Source organism: Streptomyces sp. DSM 15324 (assembly GCF_001514285.1).
GTDB lineage: Bacteria > Actinomycetota > Actinomycetes > Streptomycetales > Streptomycetaceae > Streptomyces.
Genome location: NZ_KQ949025.1, coordinates 780,441 through 797,542, shown reverse-complemented (window position 1 = coordinate 797,542; position 17,102 = coordinate 780,441). Strand labels below are relative to the sequence as shown.

At 69.9% G+C, this 17,102-nt stretch carries 17 protein-coding genes and 2 pseudogenes; 13 read left to right on the top strand and 6 right to left on the bottom strand.

What is annotated here, in order from left to right:
* Positions 1 to 29 precede the first annotated feature (29 nt).
* Positions 30 to 511: pseudogene (locus AQJ58_RS40720) on the bottom strand (hypothetical protein); the annotation flags it as partial.
* Positions 512 to 825: 314 nt separating this feature from the next.
* On the opposite strand from AQJ58_RS40720, the gene AQJ58_RS13990 reads away from it, so the two are divergent.
* The 3 genes from AQJ58_RS13990 to AQJ58_RS43295 all read left to right on the top strand — a co-directional run bounded on the left by AQJ58_RS13990 (position 826) and on the right by AQJ58_RS43295 (position 2,891).
* Positions 826 to 1,023, top strand: a complete 198-nt coding sequence (locus AQJ58_RS13990; RefSeq protein WP_067249462.1) for a hypothetical protein — start codon at positions 826 to 828, stop codon at positions 1,021 to 1,023.
* A 9-nt stretch (positions 1,024 to 1,032) separates the two neighbouring features.
* Positions 1,033 to 1,437, top strand: coding sequence for a type II toxin-antitoxin system VapC family toxin (locus tag AQJ58_RS13985; protein WP_067249461.1), 405 nt, complete (start codon positions 1,033 to 1,035; stop codon positions 1,435 to 1,437).
* 743 nt (positions 1,438 to 2,180) lie between these two features.
* Complete coding sequence (locus tag AQJ58_RS43295) at positions 2,181 to 2,891, top strand: DUF6193 family natural product biosynthesis protein (protein WP_159056245.1); 711 nt, start codon at positions 2,181 to 2,183, stop codon at positions 2,889 to 2,891.
* A 310-nt stretch (positions 2,892 to 3,201) separates the two neighbouring features.
* Here the strand turns inward: AQJ58_RS43295 and AQJ58_RS45865 are convergent.
* Positions 3,202 to 4,258: pseudogene (locus AQJ58_RS45865) on the bottom strand (tetratricopeptide repeat protein).
* Positions 4,259 to 4,916: 658 nt separating this feature from the next.
* Between AQJ58_RS45865 and AQJ58_RS13975 the strand changes: the two are divergent.
* The 4 genes from AQJ58_RS13975 (at position 4,917) to chvE (ending at position 7,767) form a co-directional block, all read left to right on the top strand.
* Entirely contained in the window at positions 4,917 to 5,510 is a 594-nt protein-coding gene (locus AQJ58_RS13975; RefSeq protein ID WP_067249458.1) for a hypothetical protein, read from the top strand.
* A gap of 4 nt (positions 5,511 to 5,514) precedes the next feature.
* On the top strand, positions 5,515 to 5,700 hold the full coding sequence (locus AQJ58_RS13970; protein WP_067249457.1) for a hypothetical protein: 186 nt from the start codon (positions 5,515 to 5,517) through the stop codon (positions 5,698 to 5,700).
* A gap of 156 nt (positions 5,701 to 5,856) precedes the next feature.
* Positions 5,857 to 6,348 (top strand): peptidylprolyl isomerase, encoded by a 492-nt coding sequence (locus tag AQJ58_RS13965; RefSeq protein WP_067249454.1) that lies wholly within the window; start codon positions 5,857 to 5,859, stop codon positions 6,346 to 6,348.
* Positions 6,349 to 6,672: 324 nt separating this feature from the next.
* Positions 6,673 to 7,767 carry a multiple monosaccharide ABC transporter substrate-binding protein gene (gene chvE, locus AQJ58_RS13960; RefSeq protein WP_067249451.1) on the top strand — a complete coding sequence of 365 codons (1,095 nt, stop codon included), beginning with the start codon at positions 6,673 to 6,675 and terminating at the stop codon, positions 7,765 to 7,767.
* 7 nt (positions 7,768 to 7,774) lie between these two features.
* Here the strand turns inward: chvE and AQJ58_RS13955 are convergent, their stop codons facing one another.
* Positions 7,775 to 8,485 carry a class I SAM-dependent methyltransferase gene (locus tag AQJ58_RS13955; protein ID WP_079078905.1) on the bottom strand — a complete coding sequence of 237 codons (711 nt, stop codon included), beginning with the start codon at positions 8,483 to 8,485 and terminating at the stop codon, positions 7,775 to 7,777.
* Positions 8,486 to 9,192: 707 nt separating this feature from the next.
* Positions 9,193 to 9,396, bottom strand: a complete 204-nt coding sequence (locus AQJ58_RS13950) for a cold-shock protein (protein WP_003974443.1) — start codon at positions 9,394 to 9,396, stop codon at positions 9,193 to 9,195.
* Positions 9,397 to 9,680: 284 nt separating this feature from the next.
* Here AQJ58_RS13950 and AQJ58_RS13945 point away from each other — a divergent pair, with 284 nt between their 5' ends.
* From AQJ58_RS13945 to AQJ58_RS13920, 6 genes are all read left to right on the top strand, one after another.
* Positions 9,681 to 10,529 carry a menaquinone biosynthetic enzyme MqnA/MqnD family protein gene (locus AQJ58_RS13945; protein WP_067249450.1) on the top strand — a complete coding sequence of 283 codons (849 nt, stop codon included), beginning with the start codon at positions 9,681 to 9,683 and terminating at the stop codon, positions 10,527 to 10,529.
* Positions 10,530 to 10,665: 136 nt separating this feature from the next.
* A complete protein-coding gene (locus AQJ58_RS13940) occupies positions 10,666 to 12,354 on the top strand; it encodes a serine/threonine-protein kinase (RefSeq protein ID WP_067249447.1) in 1,689 nt (562 codons plus the stop codon).
* A gap of 57 nt (positions 12,355 to 12,411) precedes the next feature.
* Complete coding sequence (locus tag AQJ58_RS13935) at positions 12,412 to 13,179, top strand: prepilin peptidase (protein ID WP_107122035.1); 768 nt, start codon at positions 12,412 to 12,414, stop codon at positions 13,177 to 13,179.
* A gap of 73 nt (positions 13,180 to 13,252) precedes the next feature.
* Positions 13,253 to 14,452, top strand: a complete 1,200-nt coding sequence (mqnC, locus tag AQJ58_RS13930) for a cyclic dehypoxanthinyl futalosine synthase (protein ID WP_067249444.1) — start codon at positions 13,253 to 13,255, stop codon at positions 14,450 to 14,452.
* Between the two features lie 20 nt (positions 14,453 to 14,472).
* The gene (locus AQJ58_RS13925) at positions 14,473 to 15,132 is read left to right on the top strand and encodes an amidohydrolase family protein (protein ID WP_067249441.1); all 660 of its coding nucleotides are present in this window, start codon (positions 14,473 to 14,475) and stop codon (positions 15,130 to 15,132) included.
* Positions 15,133 to 15,327: 195 nt separating this feature from the next.
* Positions 15,328 to 16,023, top strand: a complete 696-nt coding sequence (locus AQJ58_RS13920; RefSeq protein ID WP_067249439.1) for a demethylmenaquinone methyltransferase — start codon at positions 15,328 to 15,330, stop codon at positions 16,021 to 16,023.
* A 68-nt stretch (positions 16,024 to 16,091) separates the two neighbouring features.
* Here AQJ58_RS13920 and AQJ58_RS13915 read toward each other — a convergent pair whose 3' ends face one another.
* Both AQJ58_RS13915 and AQJ58_RS13910 read right to left on the bottom strand, forming a co-directional pair.
* Positions 16,092 to 16,406: a PASTA domain-containing protein gene (locus tag AQJ58_RS13915; RefSeq protein ID WP_067249436.1), complete on the bottom strand. Its 315-nt coding sequence runs from the start codon at positions 16,404 to 16,406 to the stop codon at positions 16,092 to 16,094.
* Between the two features lie 144 nt (positions 16,407 to 16,550).
* Positions 16,551 to 17,066, bottom strand: coding sequence for a GNAT family N-acetyltransferase (locus tag AQJ58_RS13910; RefSeq protein WP_107122043.1), 516 nt, complete (start codon positions 17,064 to 17,066; stop codon positions 16,551 to 16,553).
* Positions 17,067 to 17,102: the final 36 nt, after the last annotated feature.

The window sequence follows — 17,102 nt, the reverse complement described above, 5'->3', positions numbered from 1 at the left end:
GGAACCGGGGACGGGCCTGGCCAGGTGCCTCAGCCGATGGCTTCCGTACCGGAACTCGACAGCGCGGTCTTGCCGCCGGCGTAGAACCGCACTTGGCCCGTCGAGTGGACGGTCCAGATGTTGACCCCGCCGCCGCTCGCCGCGACCCCGGTGCGCAGCAGCAGCCGGGCCGAGGAGTCGGAGCGGTAGACGAGGTCGGCGACGCCGTCTCCGGTGACGTCCAGGACGGTGACCAGGTCACGTGTGGTCCACGCGGAGGAGGTCACCAGGAGGGTGGCCTTGTCGATGTTGACCGCGCCGTAGCCGTCCCCGGGGTAGACCCACAGCCTGTCGCCGAGCCGGACGACGGGTCCTGGAGGCCGTCGCCGCCGTTGGGGTCCTTGTCCGGGTTGGCCCGGTAGGCGCCCGGCATGGAGTAGTCCAGGTCGCCGTCCTTGTCGGCCTGCGACGGGTAGAGCGCGAGGTTGCCCTCGGCCGTCACCGTCATCATGTCCGGCAGTTCGTCACCGGTCGTCACCAGGCTCACCGAGGGCGGTGGCCGACGTCGTCTCCAGCGGGGAGCGAAGAGCCCAGCCCCCTACCATCGGCCGGTCCCACTCCGCCCCGCCTTCGGAACATGCACTCGGCCGTTCGCCGGGCTGGCGTACGGCTTCCCGCGCGTACCCGCACCGCGGGCAGACCGGCCCAAGATCCCGACAATGCCTGCGAGGAGCGGCGCACGCGCGTTCGGAGATCGGCTCTGGGGGGTGAAGCCCGGTGTCAGCACGGGTCGGCCCCCGTATGCTGGCCTTGGTGGTCGCATCCCGTCCCTGGTGGAGGTCCCCGATGAGCACACCCGACGCGGCGTACTCCGGCTACCCACCGCTTCGGCCCCGCGTTTCGGTCGAGGAGCTGCTGGCCGCGAAGAACACCCAGCCGATCCGGTCCCTGGACGACCTCGCCGCCGACACCTTCGAGTCGGACGAGGAACTGGAGGAGTTCTTGGCGTTCACGTACGCCGAGCGTCACCGCGACGTCGCCTGAGCCGCCGCAGTGCAACCCGTCATCCTGGACACCGACGTCGCCTCGCTGTCCCACAAGCGCAAGCTCACCGGCCCGCTCGCCACCCGGCTGATCGGCCGCAAGCCGCTGATCACCTTCGTGACCTTCGGTGAACTGACCAAGTGGACCGAGATCCGCCACTGGGGCACCCGCAGCCGCCAGGAACTCGCCGACTGGCTCTCCGGCATCCCGATCCTGCCCGGCGACGAAGCCGTCGCCGCAACCTGGGGCCGCCTGTCAGCCGCAGGCATCCAGCGCGGACGACCACGCCCGATCAACGACATGTGGATCGCGGCCTGTGCCCTCACCTACGACCTGCCGCTGGCCACGCTCAACCTCAAGGACTACGAGGACTTCCAAGCCCACCACGGTCTGCGCATCCTCGGCACGGAGTAGCCGCTGGAGCAGCCGGACCGGGCTCCTCGGCGAGGCGGCGGCCCGTAACCAGGCTGACCAGATACGGGCTCTCGGCGCGTCGCCTCCGACAGGGAGCGAAGCTGGCCCCCTGCGAGCGGCGAACCCGTCCCGCCCCGCCCCCCCCGCACTGCCTGACTGGCGGACGCGCGAACCTTGCCGCACGCGACCCTTGACGGCAGTAGTGACGGCAGTAGTGACGGCAACAACCACGAACAACCCCGGCCGAACCTGGACGTCAGCGGACCATCGAATATCACTTGACCTGCGAAAATGCAGGTAGAGAGAGGTCGCGTAGCACACGTACTATGTGCTGGCTGGGCAGATTCCAGTACTTGTTCATAATTGCAACGTTGCGCTGGGCCAGAAGGCTGAAGGCACCTACGAGTAGGCCGAAAGGCTGGGCCTCAAACACTTTGGGAAACTGGAAGGCTGGCAAGGGCCGGTAGAGGCGGCGATCAGGGATACCAGCAGCATCCTTCACGTAAACATGAAGGGAGTCGGGTCTTTCGCTGAGGCTGCGAGGGACGGGCTTATCCCGGGGCATCCATATGCCACAGATGTCGAGATGGGCATGATTGCAAGGTCTGTGGTTCATGGTGGACGTTCGTGGGACAGTGTCAAGTTCTACCGGCCGGGAGAGGGCGGTTCTCTCGTTGAATTCTCAGTGCCGGAGCCTGACTGGGGTTCGTTCGGTAGAATTCGGCCCTACATAGATTGAGTTTGTGGACGGTGCAGCACTGATGGGAATGATCAACTTCGATCTCTATCCGGAGATTCGGGATGCTGGCTCGCTATCTTCGGCCATGACCGAAGCGGCAGATAAGGTCGGCCTCGATTTGGCCGGAGTGTGCAGCCAATCCGAGGTTGGGTCGGGCGTGATCTCCACCGCGCAGGTGGATTCAAGTCGTGGAAAGGTCTTGGTGTGGCTCGGTGAGTCCACAAGGACATTCTTCGTTGGTGTCCAAGAGGGCCGGTTTGTCTGGGCGGAAGGTGCTACCGCTGATCTCGCTGATCTGGTTGCTGCGTCGGTGGCGTGGCGTGATGGGATGTCGGTAGGCGAGTTCGCAGAGAACTTTCCTTTCATGACGCTGACGCGACTCGCCAAGGCGCGGGAGGCGGGTGATCTGGTCCCGACCCAGTGGGACTGGCTCCTGAACTCGGAGATATTTGCAGAGGAGCGACCTCTTGTGGAGGCCGCTCACGTCGAGTATCGCCTCCGTCGACTGTTCCCGAATTTGAGTCATGGGACTTTGCGGCTCAGTACGAATCTTGGAGTGCAGGGATCGCGCGAGATTCACATCAAGCCTCTGGATGCCGGTCGCTATCGCGTCGAAGATACTTCAGTATCTGGTTCGTCTTTCGACGCTGGCAGCTTGATGGAGGCGGTCGTAGCCGCCGCCGAATTTCTTGATCGAGGCCCAGATTTGGAATGAGCGGGCTTCCTTTGTTGCAGCGATCTTTCGCGGGCATGGGAACCTGCCCGGGGACAACGGATCGGGACCCATGACCCAGATCTCAAATACCTCAAGGAACGATGACTTCGCGATCGAGGTGATTGACGCTGGGGCTTTGGAGGGTGCGACTGCAACGGCAACGCAGGGGCAGGGCGGATGCCGTGACGGAAGGAAGCGGCGTGGTTGAGGCCGGTGCGGGGTTGCTGGAAGCACACGTGGCGGGTGATCTCTTGGCGCACCCGCCGTCGTGGCTGACTTTCTGTGGCTGAGGTTGAAGGTGCGACGGGGATCAGGCGACCAGCGACGGTGGCGCGATCGTCCGTGGCCCGGTCGTACAGGTCGAGCGCCGTCGCGTTCTTCAGATGGGGACGCAGAAGACCGAACATCGCCTTCACGCGGTCGTCTGCGCGGCCGGACTGCACCTTGGGGTAGTCGTCGAGGGCCTGGTGCCAGGTGGCGCAGGCCGCTTCCAGGTGGCCGAGTTCCAACTGTCGCTCTGCCAAAAGGCCACGACGGTGTACTCGTGTGCGCTGGTACGCGCTGGGGCGGAGCCGGTCCGCTTGCTGCGTGGCTTCGACGGCTCCGGCCTTGTCACCGAGTTCGTAACGTACCTGGCTGACGCGATAGTTGAGCGAAGAGGGGTCATACGAGCCGAACGCTTTCCCGCGTGACTCGGCACGGTCCATGGCTGCCTCGGCCTCCCGGATGTAGCGCAGCGCGCCCGTACGGTCGCCGGTCTGCGCGGCCGCGTGCGCCTGCTGGCCGACGAGGAAGGCCAGCATCCGGGGTCCGGCTTTCGGGGCGGCGGCGGCAGCGGCGTCGGCCAGCTCCATGGCCTTCGGCCCGTGGCGGAGATCGACTGCCTGGACGCTCATGCCGCGCAGGGTGGTGCAGTACGTCAGGTGGTCCTCGGCCGCTCCGGCCAGCTCCAGGGCCTTGACGTAGTAGCGCTGTGCGAGACCGTGCAGCCCTTCGTCCACGGCCATGTAGCCGGTCAGGTAGAGCAGGTCCGAGGCGGCGGACAGCATCGCCTTGCGTACGTCCTCGGGTGCGTCGGCACGCAGGTAGGAGGCCACGGTGTTGACCATGAACGAGGCCGCCATGGGGCGTGCGTGACGACCGCCGAACTCGTCGTCCAGTTCCGAAACGCGCTCGGTCATGGCGATGACCATGTCCACTTCGTTCATACCGATGCGACTCGTGCGGCCAGACTGAAGGGCATCGGCACGCCCGACTACGTCAGGCCAGCCGGGAATGGTGACGGCCACGGAGAACAGGCCGGCACCCAGGACACTGCGGCGGGACGGGTCCATATCCAGCCTCCCCAGGTCGATCACCCCTTCCACGGTATCCGCAGCCGCGGAGGAGCGATCGCGTGGAACGGGCAGACCGGCCTCGGCATGGGTGACGGGGCGGCCGAGGCGGCGGGAGAGAGCTTCGAGGATGCACCCGCGCACCGCACCCCGAGGGACGGTGCCGCCCAGCCAGTGGCTCACCGCCGACTCGTCGTACCGCAGAGGTTGAAAGGGTGGGGTGACAGCGTTACGGAGGCTCCAGTGTCAGTCCGGTCCCGGCGATGAGGCCGTTGAGTACTGAGGAAGTCGCGGATGCGGCGGGTGAGGTTGGCCGAGTGCAAAGGCCGTCCAGTTGGCGTGGTGAAGACACGGTCGCTGACCTGCCAGGCCGAATCCGCGGTCTTGCGTCCTTTGTGCCGTTGCTCCTTGTCCTCCTTGAGAGGTGCGACCGCCGGTTCGGGTGCGCTGGAGCGAGCGGCCGATGCCGGCCGTTCCGTTGGTGAGGCCGAGGCGCGCGCAACGGACCGGCGCGGGCTGCGTCGAGGGTGTGCCGGGCTTCGGCTGCGGTGAACAGTCGGAATCGCCGAGGACAAGGCGTGGTGTGTTTTGCGTGCCGGGTGATGCTGCGGGTCAGGAACCGCCCATGATTCGGGAAAGATCGTTGACGGTTGACCGGGGGCAGCGGTGGGATCGGCCTTTTGAGGAGGACATGTTGAACGCCACCGTTCCCTTCAGAGCCGCGGCGCTCGTCGCCGCGGCCGGCGTCCTGGGCGTGGGCTCCCACCCCGCCGGAGCCGCCACGTCGGCCCCGGCCGCGTACGACTGCCGGTACGGCGCGGTGACGGCCTCCGACGCGGCGGGCTCGGTCGTGCCCACCGCACAACGGGCAGGAGTGGCCCTGCACGCCCGCATCCGGGTGCACAACACGGAGAACGTGAAGCTGAACAAGGCCACCGTCGTCTTCGCCCTCGGCAACCTCATGAAGAACCGGGGCCCGGCACCCCTGGTCAAGTGGCGCGTCGGCACCGGCCACTGGCACAAGGCGGCCCTGCACTGGAAACCGGAGACCAACGGCTCCCTGCCGCTGTGGAACTCCGCCGCCCTCTCCGTGGGCACGATCCCCGCGAAAGGCACGCTCACCACCGAGTTCTCGGTCACCTTCCCCAAGAGGTCCATCAAGGCCGTCTACTACGACTTCCTCGACTTCTACAGCACCGGCTGCGGCACCACCCGCCTGGGCTGGTACGGCGGCAATGGATTCGAGTACTGGCCACCGAACGGCACTCCGGGCAAGCCGGCCTGAAACGATGAGGCTCGACATCGACGGGGCGGACATTCGGTCCGAGTCGGACATGCGTGCCCTCCTGTCGCGAGTTCTAGCCAGGGCGCTGGGGGAAGGCGAGTTCGCGAAGATCCGTGACGTCCTGCTCCGTGTCCAGTCGCAGGACGAGGAACTCGGGTGGCAGGACCGCTTCACGGTGAGCTTCGAGTAGCGTTCGAGGGCATGCTCCCCGGCGGCGACCCCTGCGCCGACCCCCGCGCCGACCCCCGCCGCCGGAGCGGGCCGCAGGGCCCTGCCCAGCCGGGTCCGGCCGTGCCCGGCCCCGCCGATTACCGGTAGGCGGCCGAAGCGAGGAATTATGGGCTCCATGAGCGAGAACGTTTACTTCGACATCACCATCAACGACGAGCCCGCCGGGCGCATCGTCTTCAAGCTGTACGACGACGTCGTCCCCAAGACCGCGCGCAACTTCCGCGAGCTGGCCACCGGCCAGCACGGCTTCGGTTACGCCGGTTCGTCCTTCCACCGTGTCATCCCGGCCTTCATGCTCCAGGGCGGTGACTTCACCGCGGGCAACGGCACCGGTGGCAAGAGCATCTACGGCGAGAAGTTCGCGGACGAGAACTTCGAGCTCAAGCACACCAAGCCGGGTCTGCTGAGCATGGCCAACGCGGGCCGCAACACCAACGGCTCGCAGTTCTTCATCACCACCATCGTGACCTCCTGGCTGGACGGCAAGCACGTCGTCTTCGGCGAGGTCGTCGAGGGCATGGACGTCGTCAAGACGATCGAGGGCCTCGGCAGCGACTCCGGCCGCACCTCGGCCAAGATCACCATCGCGGCCTCCGGCACCGTCTGAGACGTACGCCACAACTGAGTCAATTGAGGCAGGTGTGACGCCTGAGGCGTCTGTGACACCTGCTCTGAGCTGCGGCGGGCGGGTTCCCTTCACCGGGACCCGCCCGCCGCAGCCGTTTACGGCCGTTCCGTGCGTCGCGTCTTTCTGTAACCGTTCGAGTTCACCCCGTTGACACCCCCCGTCCCCACTCCTAGTGTCGCGCCAGCTATTTTTCGATCAGGTGACGGTATTTAGAACACGAGTCCCCCCACGCCGCCGCTCCCTCACCTGCATCTGATGCGCCGTCACCTCTCTCAACGACGAGAAGAACAAGGAACGATCAGCATGCGTAACCGACGATCCGCCCTGGCCGTCCTCGCCGGAGCGGCCTCCGCCTTAACTCTGTCCGCGTGCGGGCAGCTGAGCGGGGGCAGTTCCGGGAACGGGACCAAGGGCGGCACCATCGGCATCGCCATGCCGACCCGGACCTCCGAGCGCTGGCTCACCGAGGGCAAGAGCATGGTCCAGGACCTCAAGGGCCAGGGTTACGAGACCCACCTGGTCTACGGCGACGACGACCCGGACAAGCAGGTCGCGCAGATCGCCGACCTCGTCAAGAAGGGTGTCGACGCGCTGATCATCGCGGCCATCGACAACAAGTCGCTGAACGGCGTGCTCAAGCAGGCCGCCGCCGCGAAGATACCCGTCATCTCCTACGACCGGCTCATCCTCGGCACCGAGAACGTCGACTACTACGTCTCCTTCGACAACGAGCAGGTCGGCCGGCTCGAGGCCCGCTACATCATCGAGCAGCTCGGCCTGGAGGACGGCAAGGGGCCGTTCACCATCGAGCTGTTCGCCGGTTCTCCCGACGACAACAACACCAAGTACTTCTTCCAAGGGGCGATGGCGCTGCTCCAGCCGTACCTGGACAACAAGAAGCTGGTCGTCCGGTCCGGCCAGACCACGATGGACAAGGTCACCACCCTGCGCTGGGACGGCCCCACCGCCGGGAAGCGGATGAAGGGCATCCTCTCCCAGTACTACGTCAACGAGCGGATCGACGCGGTCCTCTCCCCGTACGACGGCATCTCCATGGGTGTGCTGTCCGCGCTGAAGGCGTACGGCTACGGCAGCGGCGGCAAGCCGTACCCCATCATCACCGGCCAGGACGCCGAGCTCGCCTCGGTGAAGTCGATCATCAAGGGCGAGCAGTCGCAGACCGTCTACAAGGACGTGCGCCAGCTCGGCGAGGTCGCCTCCGACATGGTCGACTCGATCCTCAGCGGCCGGACGCCCCGGCTGAACAACAGACGGGACTACGACAACGGCGTGAAGCCCGTGCCCGCCTATCTCCTCCAGCCCACCAGCGTGGACAAGTCCAACTACGACTACGTGCTGGTCGCCGGCGGCTACTACACCGCCGCCGAGCTCAAGTAGGCGCCGTTCAGGCGGCCTTGCGCAGGATCAGGAAGGCGTGCGGGGTCTTCTCGTCGAGGGCGGGCTCCGGCTGCCGTACCGTGCACGACAGCGGGACGAAGCCGGCCGCCGTCAGCAGCTCGGTCATCGCCTCCGGGCGCCGGCGCAGGAAGGTCAGGGCCACCGGGTGGCCCCAGGGCCGGTCGTAGTGCCGGGGCTCGTCGCCGACCTGGAAGCCGAGGAGGAGAGGGCTTCCGGGGGCGAGCACGCGGTGGAACTCGGCGAAGAGGGCGGGCAGTTCGGTCCACGGGGTGTGGATGGAGGAGTAGAAGGAGACCACCCCGGCCAGCTGCCCGTCGGGCTCGTCCAGCTTCAGCATCGAGCCCTGCCGGAAGCGGATCCGCGGGTTCTCGCGCCGGGCGATCGCCAGCATCGACTCCGACAGGTCCAGCCCTAAGACGTCGAGGCCCTGGCGGGCGAGGAACCCCGTGGTCCGGCCGGGCCCGCATCCCAGGTCCGCCACCCGGCCGCCGGGGCCGACCAGCTCCGCGTAGGCCGTGAGCACGGCTCGCTCCAGCGGCCTCGCCACCAGCTCGTCGCTGTAGCGCTCGGCGTAGTCCTCGGCGATGGCGTCGTAGAAGGCGCGGGTCGCCGCGACGAAGTCGGGGGCGGTGGTGGACGTGACGGGGGCGGTGGCTGGGGTGGCCGGGGCGTCGATGGCCTCGGTGGCGTCGGTCATGGCCGGGGACCCTAGCCAAGGCCACCGACAGCGAGGCCTGCCCGGGGGCGCTTTCAGGCCACCCCCGCACGGCGTCGCGTTCATCGGCGTACGCCATCCGTGCGGCTGGCCGGATGGCGTACGCCAGGAGCCCGGCCGGCGCGAGCAGCCGCGAGCAGCCGCGAGCAGCACCGCGCCACCGGTGGGGACGAACGCGGTGGTGCAGCCCGGCGTCGGCGCGCGGGGGCGGCAGGATCAGGGCGACGAGTACGGCGGGGCAGGGGCCCCGAGGCCGCGGCGCGCCGGTGCGGACGCCCGCGTTCCGCCCGCTGTCGCACCGCCCCAGGAGCCGGGCGGCCCGGCCGGGGCCGAGGAACTCGGCGAGGGGGAGGCTGAATGCGGCCGTAAGGGTGGCGCTGAGCTGGGAGCGGAGCCCGCGTACCCCCTCAGGGACATCAGCACGGCACCCGGATGGGCAATCCGCCGGCCACGGCGAGCGTGCCGAAGGAGGGGCCTATCACCCCGCTCACCACCCGGACGAGTGAGCTGTCGCGGACGAATGGCCGTATCCGGCCGGGCCCGGCATCGCCAAGTCCACAGGGGCTGGGAGGAGGGGGCGCCCCGGGAATTCACCGGAAATTCACCGGGGAAAGGCAGGAGCCCCGTGCCGGATGGCGCGGGGCTCCTTGGGTACTGCTTTCAGATTGCGATCACAGGGGGGAGGATCGTCACACGGGGGTGACGTTCTCCGCCTGCGGACCCTTCGGGCCCTGCGTCACGTCGAAGGAGACCTGCTGGTTCTCCTCGAGGGAACGGAAACCCTGCGCGTTGATCGCGGAGTAGTGGACGAAGACGTCGGGGCCGCCGCCTTCCTGGGCGATGAAGCCAAAGCCCTTTTCGGCGTTGAACCACTTCACGGTTCCGGTAGCCATAAGCCCTCCTTGGGCCCAAAGGGTTGCCCTGCTCCAGAACCTGCAAGGTGAAAGCAGTGCCGCACAATGCATACGTCTGAAAATGTCAAGAGCCCGCGGTTACATGCTCCGCAGGCTCTGTACTGCAAGGGAAACCAAACTGCAACTTGCGGCGAGCCTAGCATGCGGGCAGCCGAAAGCAATAGGGGCCAAGATCACGTCACCCGGATGTTTGAACGTCCGGTGGAGGGGTTGACCCGGGGGTCAGAGTTCGAAGGGTACTCCACCGGGGCTAGTCTCGCGATGTGGACAATTCTCGCACCCGGCCGCGCGTAGGCCACATCCAGTTCCTGAACTGCCTGCCCCTGTACTGGGGGCTCGCGCGTACGGGCACGCTCCTCGACTTCGAGCTCACCAAGGACACCCCGGAGAAGCTCAGCGAGCAGCTGGTGGCGGGGGACCTCGACATCGCCCCCATCACACTCGTCGAGTTCCTCAGGAACGCCGACGACCTGGTCGCCTTCCCCGACATCGCGGTCGGCTGCGACGGCCCGGTCATGTCCTGCGTGATCGTCTCGAAGGCCCCGCTGGACGAGTTGGACGGGGCGCGTGTCGCCCTCGGCTCCACCTCGCGCACCTCCGTGCGGCTGGCCCAGCTGCTGCTGGCGGACCGTTTCGGCGTACGGCCCGACTACTACACCTGCCCGCCCGACCTCAGCCTGATGATGCAGGAGGCGGAGGCGGCCGTCCTGATCGGCGACGCGGCGCTGCGGGCCAACCTGGTCGACGGGCCGCGCTATGGCCTCCAGGTGCACGATCTCGGCACGCTCTGGAAGGAGTGGACCGGGCTGCCGTTCGTCTTCGCCGTCTGGGCGGCCCGCCGGGACTACCTGGAACGGCAGCCGGTGATCACCCGCGAGGTCCACCAGGCCTTCCTCGCCTCCCGCAACCTCTCCCTGGAGGAGGTCACCAAGGTCGCCGAGCAGGCGGCCCGCTGGGAGGCCTTCGACGAGCGGGTCCTGGAGCGCTACTTCACCACCCTCGACTTCCGCTTCGGCACGCCCCAGCTCAACGCGGTCGCCGAGTTCGCCCGCCGGGTGGGCCCGACCACCGGCTTCCCCGCGGACGTACGGGTGGAACTGCTGCGGGTGTGAGGGGGGCGTAGGGGGGGCCGGTGGCGCGGGCGTCGGCTGCCGCACGCGGCGGTGCCGGCATTGCGCCCGGTGTCGTCGGGGCACGACGATGAGCGCTCGTACGACCGCATGCGCGGACGGGGGGAAGGGGAACGTCATGCAGCCGCTCGGAGCCGACGAACCCAGAGCCGTCGGGCCCTACCGGCTGCTCGGCCGGCTCGGTTCCGGTGGGATGGGCCGGGTCTACCTCGGCCGCAGTGCCGGGGGCCGCACGGTCGCCGTGAAGATCGTGCATCCCCACCTCGCCCTCGACGACGAGTTCCGCACCCGCTTCAGGCGCGAGGTCGAGGCCGCCCGCCGGGTCGGCGGCGCCTGGACCGCTCCGGTGCTGGACGCCGACCCGGAGGCCGCCGTGCCCTGGGTCGCCACGGCCTACGCGGCCGGCCCCTCGCTCGCCGCGGCCGTCGCCGCCCACGGCCCGCTGCCCGAGCACACCGTACGGGCGCTCGGCGCGGGCCTCGCCGAGGCGCTGGCGGCCGTGCACGAGCTGGGGCTGGTGCACCGGGACGTCAAGCCCTCCAACCTGCTGCTCACCGTGGACGGACCGCTGCTCATCGACTTCGGCATCGCCCGCGCGACCGACGGCACCGCCTCGCTCACCTCGACCGGCGTCTCCGTCGGCTCACCCGGCTACATGGCCCCCGAGCAGATCCTCGGCCGGGGCGTGTCCGGCGCGTCCGACGTCTTCTCGTTCGGCGCGGTGCTGGCGTACGCCGCGACCGGTGCACCGCCCTTCCCCGGCGACTCCTCCGCCGCCCTGCTCTACAAGGTCGTCCACGAGGAGCCGGCGCTCGGCGAGCTGGCGCCCGGCCTGCTGCGGGAGGTCGTCGAGGACTGCCTCGCCAAGGATCCCGCGGACCGGCCGGCCCCCGGCGAACTGGCCCGGCGGCTCGCTCCCGAGGGCGCGGCGCGGCTCATGGCCGGCGGCTGGCTGCCGGGCGCGCTGGTGGAACAGGTCGGGCGGAGTGCCGTACAGCTGCTGAACCTGGAGGCGACGGACGCGCGGGAGCCGGCCTCCGGGCCGGTGGGGCTCAGCGGGGTGGCCGCGGCGGCCCAGCGGCCGGTGGCCTCGGGCGAGTTCGGGCCGCCGCCGCCGATGGACGCCGTTCCCGGGACACCGGCGGACGCGCCCGTGGTGCGCGGGACCGGCGGCGGCCCCGGGAAGGTGTCCGTCACCGTGTCGGCCGCGGCGGCGCCGGGGGAGGGCGGGCGCGGACGGCGCCTGAGCTGCACCGTCGCCCTGGCGGTCGCCGGGGCACTGGCGGCGGTGACGGTCGGCTCGGCGGTCGTGTTCGACCTGCTGCCGGGCAGCGGCGACGACACGGACGCCGACGCCGGCAGCGGCGCGTACTCCGTGACGCCCACGGCCGCTTCGAGCCCGGCACCCACCGACGTGTCGAGCGGCCCGGTGGACAGCGAGGGCGCCGGTGCCCTGCCGGCCCGGTACGCCGGCATCTGGGAGGGCGAGGGCACCGGCCTCGGCGGCACGCTCCCCATGGGCACCTTCCGGGTGACGCTGCGCCAGGCCGCGGTGGGCGCGAAGGTGGGTGAGCTGCGGCAGACCGACGGCCTCGGCACGGTCTGCGTGGACGTGCTGACGCTGAAGAAGGTGACGGCGAAGGAGGTCGTCGCCGACTCGGTGGGCGCGAAGTCCAACCACGCCGGCTGCAACCCCGAGCCCCACACGATCCGCTTCACGCCGACCGGCGACGACCTCACCTACACCTCGGACAGCAGCGCGGAGGGCAATCCGACGGCGCGGCTGTCCAAGGTGGGCCAGGGGTAGGGGCTCCCGATGACGCTCCCGACGCCGCTCCCGGTGACGCTTCCGACGCCGCTTGCGATGACGCTCCCGACGACCGCTCCTCCCGGCACCCTCACCCTGGTCGTCGTCGCCGCCCTGTGGGGCGCGCTGGCGGGAGCGTTCCTGCCGCGGCCGGCGTACCGCCTCTCCGTGCCGGTGGAGCGGGCCGACCAGGGGTGGTACGACACCTGCCCCGAGGGTCACCCCGTGCGCGGGTGGCTCGGGCGGGGCGGCTGCCGAGGATGCACGCCCCCCGGTGCGTCGTACGCCCCCGGCGCGCTCCTCCTGCCCACCGTCACGGCCGTCCTCTGCGCGGCCCTCGCCGCGGCCACCGGGACCCGCCCCGAGCTGGCCGTCTGGCTGCTGCTGGCCCCGGCCGCGGTGCTCCTCGCGGTCGTCGACGTACGGGTCCAGCGCCTCCCGGACCCCCTCACCCTTCCCCTCGCCGCCACCGCCCTGGCCCTCCTCGGGGTGACCGCCCTGCTCCCCGAACACGCGGGGCGCTGGACGACGGCCCTGCTCGGCTCCCTCGCCCTCGCCGCCGGCCACCTCCTCCTGCACCTGATCAACCCGGCCGGCCTGGCGTTCGGCGATGTGAAACTGGCCCTCGCGACCGGCGCCGTCCTCGGCTGGTACGGCTGGCCGACCCTCATGCTCGGCACCCTCGCCGCCTTCGGCCTCGGCGCCCTCTACGGCCTCGCGCTCGCCGTGGCCGGCCGCGCCACCCGCCGGACCACCGTCCCCTTCGGCCCGTTCATGCTCACGGGGGCCTTCACGGGGGTGCTGATCGGCGCGTACGCGGCCTGAGCACAGGCGCGCGAAAACGCTGGCGTAGGCTGGTTCGGTCCGTCCTGACCCCTTGACGAAAGGGACGCTTCCGGTGACCGAGAAGGCCGACCTCCAGTCTGTGCTCGACCGTGCCGCCGAGGGCGGGCGCATCACCCCGGAGGAGGCGCTCGTCCTCTACCGCGACGCGCCCCTGCACGCCCTGGGCGCCGCCGCCGACGCCGTACGCCGCCGCAAGTACGCCGGGACCGAGCACATCGCGACGTACATCATCGAGCGGAACATCAACTACACCAACGTGTGCGTCACGGCGTGCAAGTTCTGCGCCTTCTACGCGGCCCCCAAGGACACGGCCAAGGGCTGGACCCGCGACCTCGACGACATCCTGCGCCGCTGCGCCGAGACCGTCGAACTCGGCGGCACCCAGATCATGTTCCAGGGCGGCCACCACCCCGACTACGGCGTCGAGTACTACGAGAAGCACTTCTCCGCCATCAAGGAGGCGTACCCCCAGCTGGTGATCCACTCGCTGGGCGCCTCCGAGGTCGAGCACATGGCCCGGATCTCCGGCGTGTCGGTCGAGGAGGCCATCACCCGCATCCACGCGGCGGGTCTCGACTCCTTCGCCGGCGCCGGCGCCGAACTGCTGCCCGCACGCCCCCGCAAGGCCATCGCGCCCCTGAAGGAGTCCGGCGAGCGCTGGCTGGAGATCATGGAGACCGCGCACCGGCTGGGCGTGGAGTCGACGTCCACCATGCTCATGGGCACCGGCGAGACCAACGCCGAGCGCATCGAGCACCTGCGGATGATCCGTGACGTACAGGACCGGACGGGGGGCTTCCGCGCCTTCATCCCGTACACCTACCAGCCCGAGAACAACCACCTGAAGGGCCGTACGCAGGCGACCCTCTTCGAGTACCTGCGGATGATCGCCATCGCGCGCCTGTTCATGGACAACATCCAGCACATCCAGGGTTCGTGGCTCACCACCGGCAAGGAGGTCGGGCAACTCTCCCTGCACTACGGCGCCGACGACCTCGGCTCGATCATGCTGGAGGAGAACGTCGTCTCCTCGGCCGGCGCCAAGCACCGCTCCAACCGGCTGGAGATCATCGACCTGATCCGCAAGGCGGGCCGGGTCCCCGCCCAGCGGTCGACCACGTACGAGCACCTCGTCGTGCACGACGACCCGGCGAACGACCCGGTCGACGAGCGCGTGATGTCCCACATCTCCTCGACGGCCATCGAAGGCGGCACCGCACACCCCGAGTTGAAGCTGCTCGCTTCCAACTAGCCGCCGCGCCCACAGCCCGCATGCTGACGATTCACGCCGCGCCCCTGCTCCTGCCGGTGGGCGCGGCCCCCGTCCCGGACGGCGCCGTCGCCGTCGACGGCGGCCGGATAGCGGCCCTCGGGCCGTACGACGAGGTCGCCGCCGCGGCCCCCGGCGCCCGCGTCCGCCGCTGGCCCGGCGTCCTCACCCCCGGACTGCGCCAGTGGCACGCCCCGTGGCTGCTGCGCCGCTGCTACCACCCCGACCCGCGCGAGTACGACGCACTGGGCGAACTCCCGCTGTGGGGCGCGGACCTGGCCGCGCTGGAGCTGACCGAGACCCGCTGGTCGGGCAGCGTCCGCCGCGGCCTGCAACGGATGCTGGGCCACGGCACGACGGCCCTGGCCGCCCCGGGCGCCCGCTTCACCGACCCCCTGGTGGCCCAGGCGGTGGCCCGCTCCGGCCTGCGGGTCGTCCCGGTGACCGGCGCCCCCGGCCTGCTCCTGGGCGACCGTCCCGACCTCGACCCCTTCGCCGAGGGCCACGACCTGGCGGGCACGGTGCACGGCCCCCTGGAGGTGGGTGCCCGAGCCGACCTGGCGGTCTTCGACGCGGAGGACGAGACGGCCCTGACGGCGAAGGGCGCGGCGAGCTGCGTGGCGACGGTGATCGAGGGACGGCTGCTGTACCGGTCCAGGTAGGCGGTCAGGGGCGCGGCTTTCTTTTCCGGGGCGCTGGGACGCCGCGCGCCGGGGGGGGGGGGACTGGTCCAGCCCGCGAGTCGAACACCAGGCACTCGTACCCGGTGTACGACCAACCCCCGCAGGGCCCCCGCCGAGGCTGCTGCCCTGAGGGTGTCCTGCGGCCCGCCGGGGCCGTGCTGCAAGAATGGCGAGGTGACCCGTGCTTCCCTGAACAAGCAGCCCCACGAAGTCGCCTCGATGTTCGACCGCGTGGCGGAACGGTACGACCTGACCAACGACGTGCTGTCGCTCGGCCAGGACCGCAGATGGCGCAAGGAGGTGGCGAAGGCGGTCGACGCCCGCCCGGCGCAGAAGGTCCTGGACCTCGCCGCGGGAACGGCCACCTCCTCCCTGCCGTTCGCGGCGACCGGGGCGTACGTCGTCCCCTGCGACTTCTCCCTCGGCATGCTCCAGGTCGGCAAGAAGAAGCACACCTGGCTGCCGTTCACGGCCGGGGACGCGACGCGGCTGCCGTTCAAGGACGACACCTTCGACGCCGTCACCATCTCCTTCGGCCTGCGCAACGTCCAGGACACCGAGGCCGCCCTGCGTGAGATGTACCGGGTGACCCGGCCCGGCGGACGGGTCGTGATCTGCGAGTTCTCGCACCCGACCTGGGCGCCCTTCCGTACCGTCTACACCGAGTACCTGATGCGCGCGCTGCCCCCGGTGGCCCGCGCGGTCTCCTCGAACCCGGACGCCTACGTCTACCTCGCCGAGTCCATCCGCGCCTGGCCCGACCAGCCCGCGCTCGCCGAGCTGCTGCGCAAGGCCGGCTGGTCCCAGGTGGCCTGGCGCAACCTCACGGGCGGCGTGGTGACCCTCCACCGCGGCTTCAAGCAGGCCTGAGCCCTCCGGAGAGCCTCGGTGCCGGAGAGCCTCGGTCCCGGAGAGCCCGGGGCTCATCCCGGAGGGTCTCAGAGCGTGAGCGGCTCGAACGGGTCCCCGGGGCGGTCCAGCTCGCGCTCCAGGCCGCCTCCGCCCGGTCTCGGCACGCGTGGCTCCCGTACGCCCGCGCCTCCGCCGCCCTCGCCCTCGGCGAAGTCGAACCACACGGTGACGACGGCTCCGCGCGGCACCTCGGCCCCGGGCGGCGGGTACTGCCGTACGACGTAGTCGACGACGGCCCGGTGGAAGTCGGGCCGGTCCGGTGCGGCCAGCAGCACGCCCTGTGCCGTGGCCTTCTCGCGCGCGTCCACGGCCATCAGACCGACGAACCGTGGCACGCGCACTTCGGGTGTCTTGGGTGGTATGAGCACAGATGTCACCCCCAGCGATACTGGAAGGGTAACCGCACACGTGTGCCGTCCGGAAGCGCTGCGTGTCCATCCGTGGCTTTTCGCCACCCAGCGTCACCGGCGCCGGGGCGGCGGGGGTCAGCGGGGCTGGAGGTCCAGTCGGTAGCAGTGCCCGGTGCGCTTCCGTTCCGGCGAGGTGAAGACCTCCGCGAGCCGCATCCCGAGGCGCTTGGTGACGGCGATGGAGCGGGCGTTCTGCGCGTCGACCATGGCCACCACCGTCGGCACGCCGGCCGCCCGCACCCGCTCCAGCGTCATCTGCGCGGCCGCCGTGACGTACCCCTGCCCCCAGTGCTCCCGGCCGAGCCGCCAGCCGATCTCGATCTCGCCCTTGGGGCCCCAGTCCGCCGGCCACGGCTGCGCCCCCGTGAAGCCGATGACCCGGTCCTCGCGGTCCAGCATGGTCCACAGACAGAAGCCGTGCTCGGCGTCGTGCCGGCGCTGGCGGGCGGTGAGTTCCTCGTAGACGGAGAGCTCGGCGGACCGGTGGCCCTGGAACTCCATGACGTCCGGGTGGTCGAAGATCCGGTGCCATGCGACCGCGTCCTCGTCCGTGGGGACACGCAGCCGTACTACGGGGAGAGCTCGGTTCACGGGGCAGCCCTTCAGCCGGGTGATCAATTCTGCTGA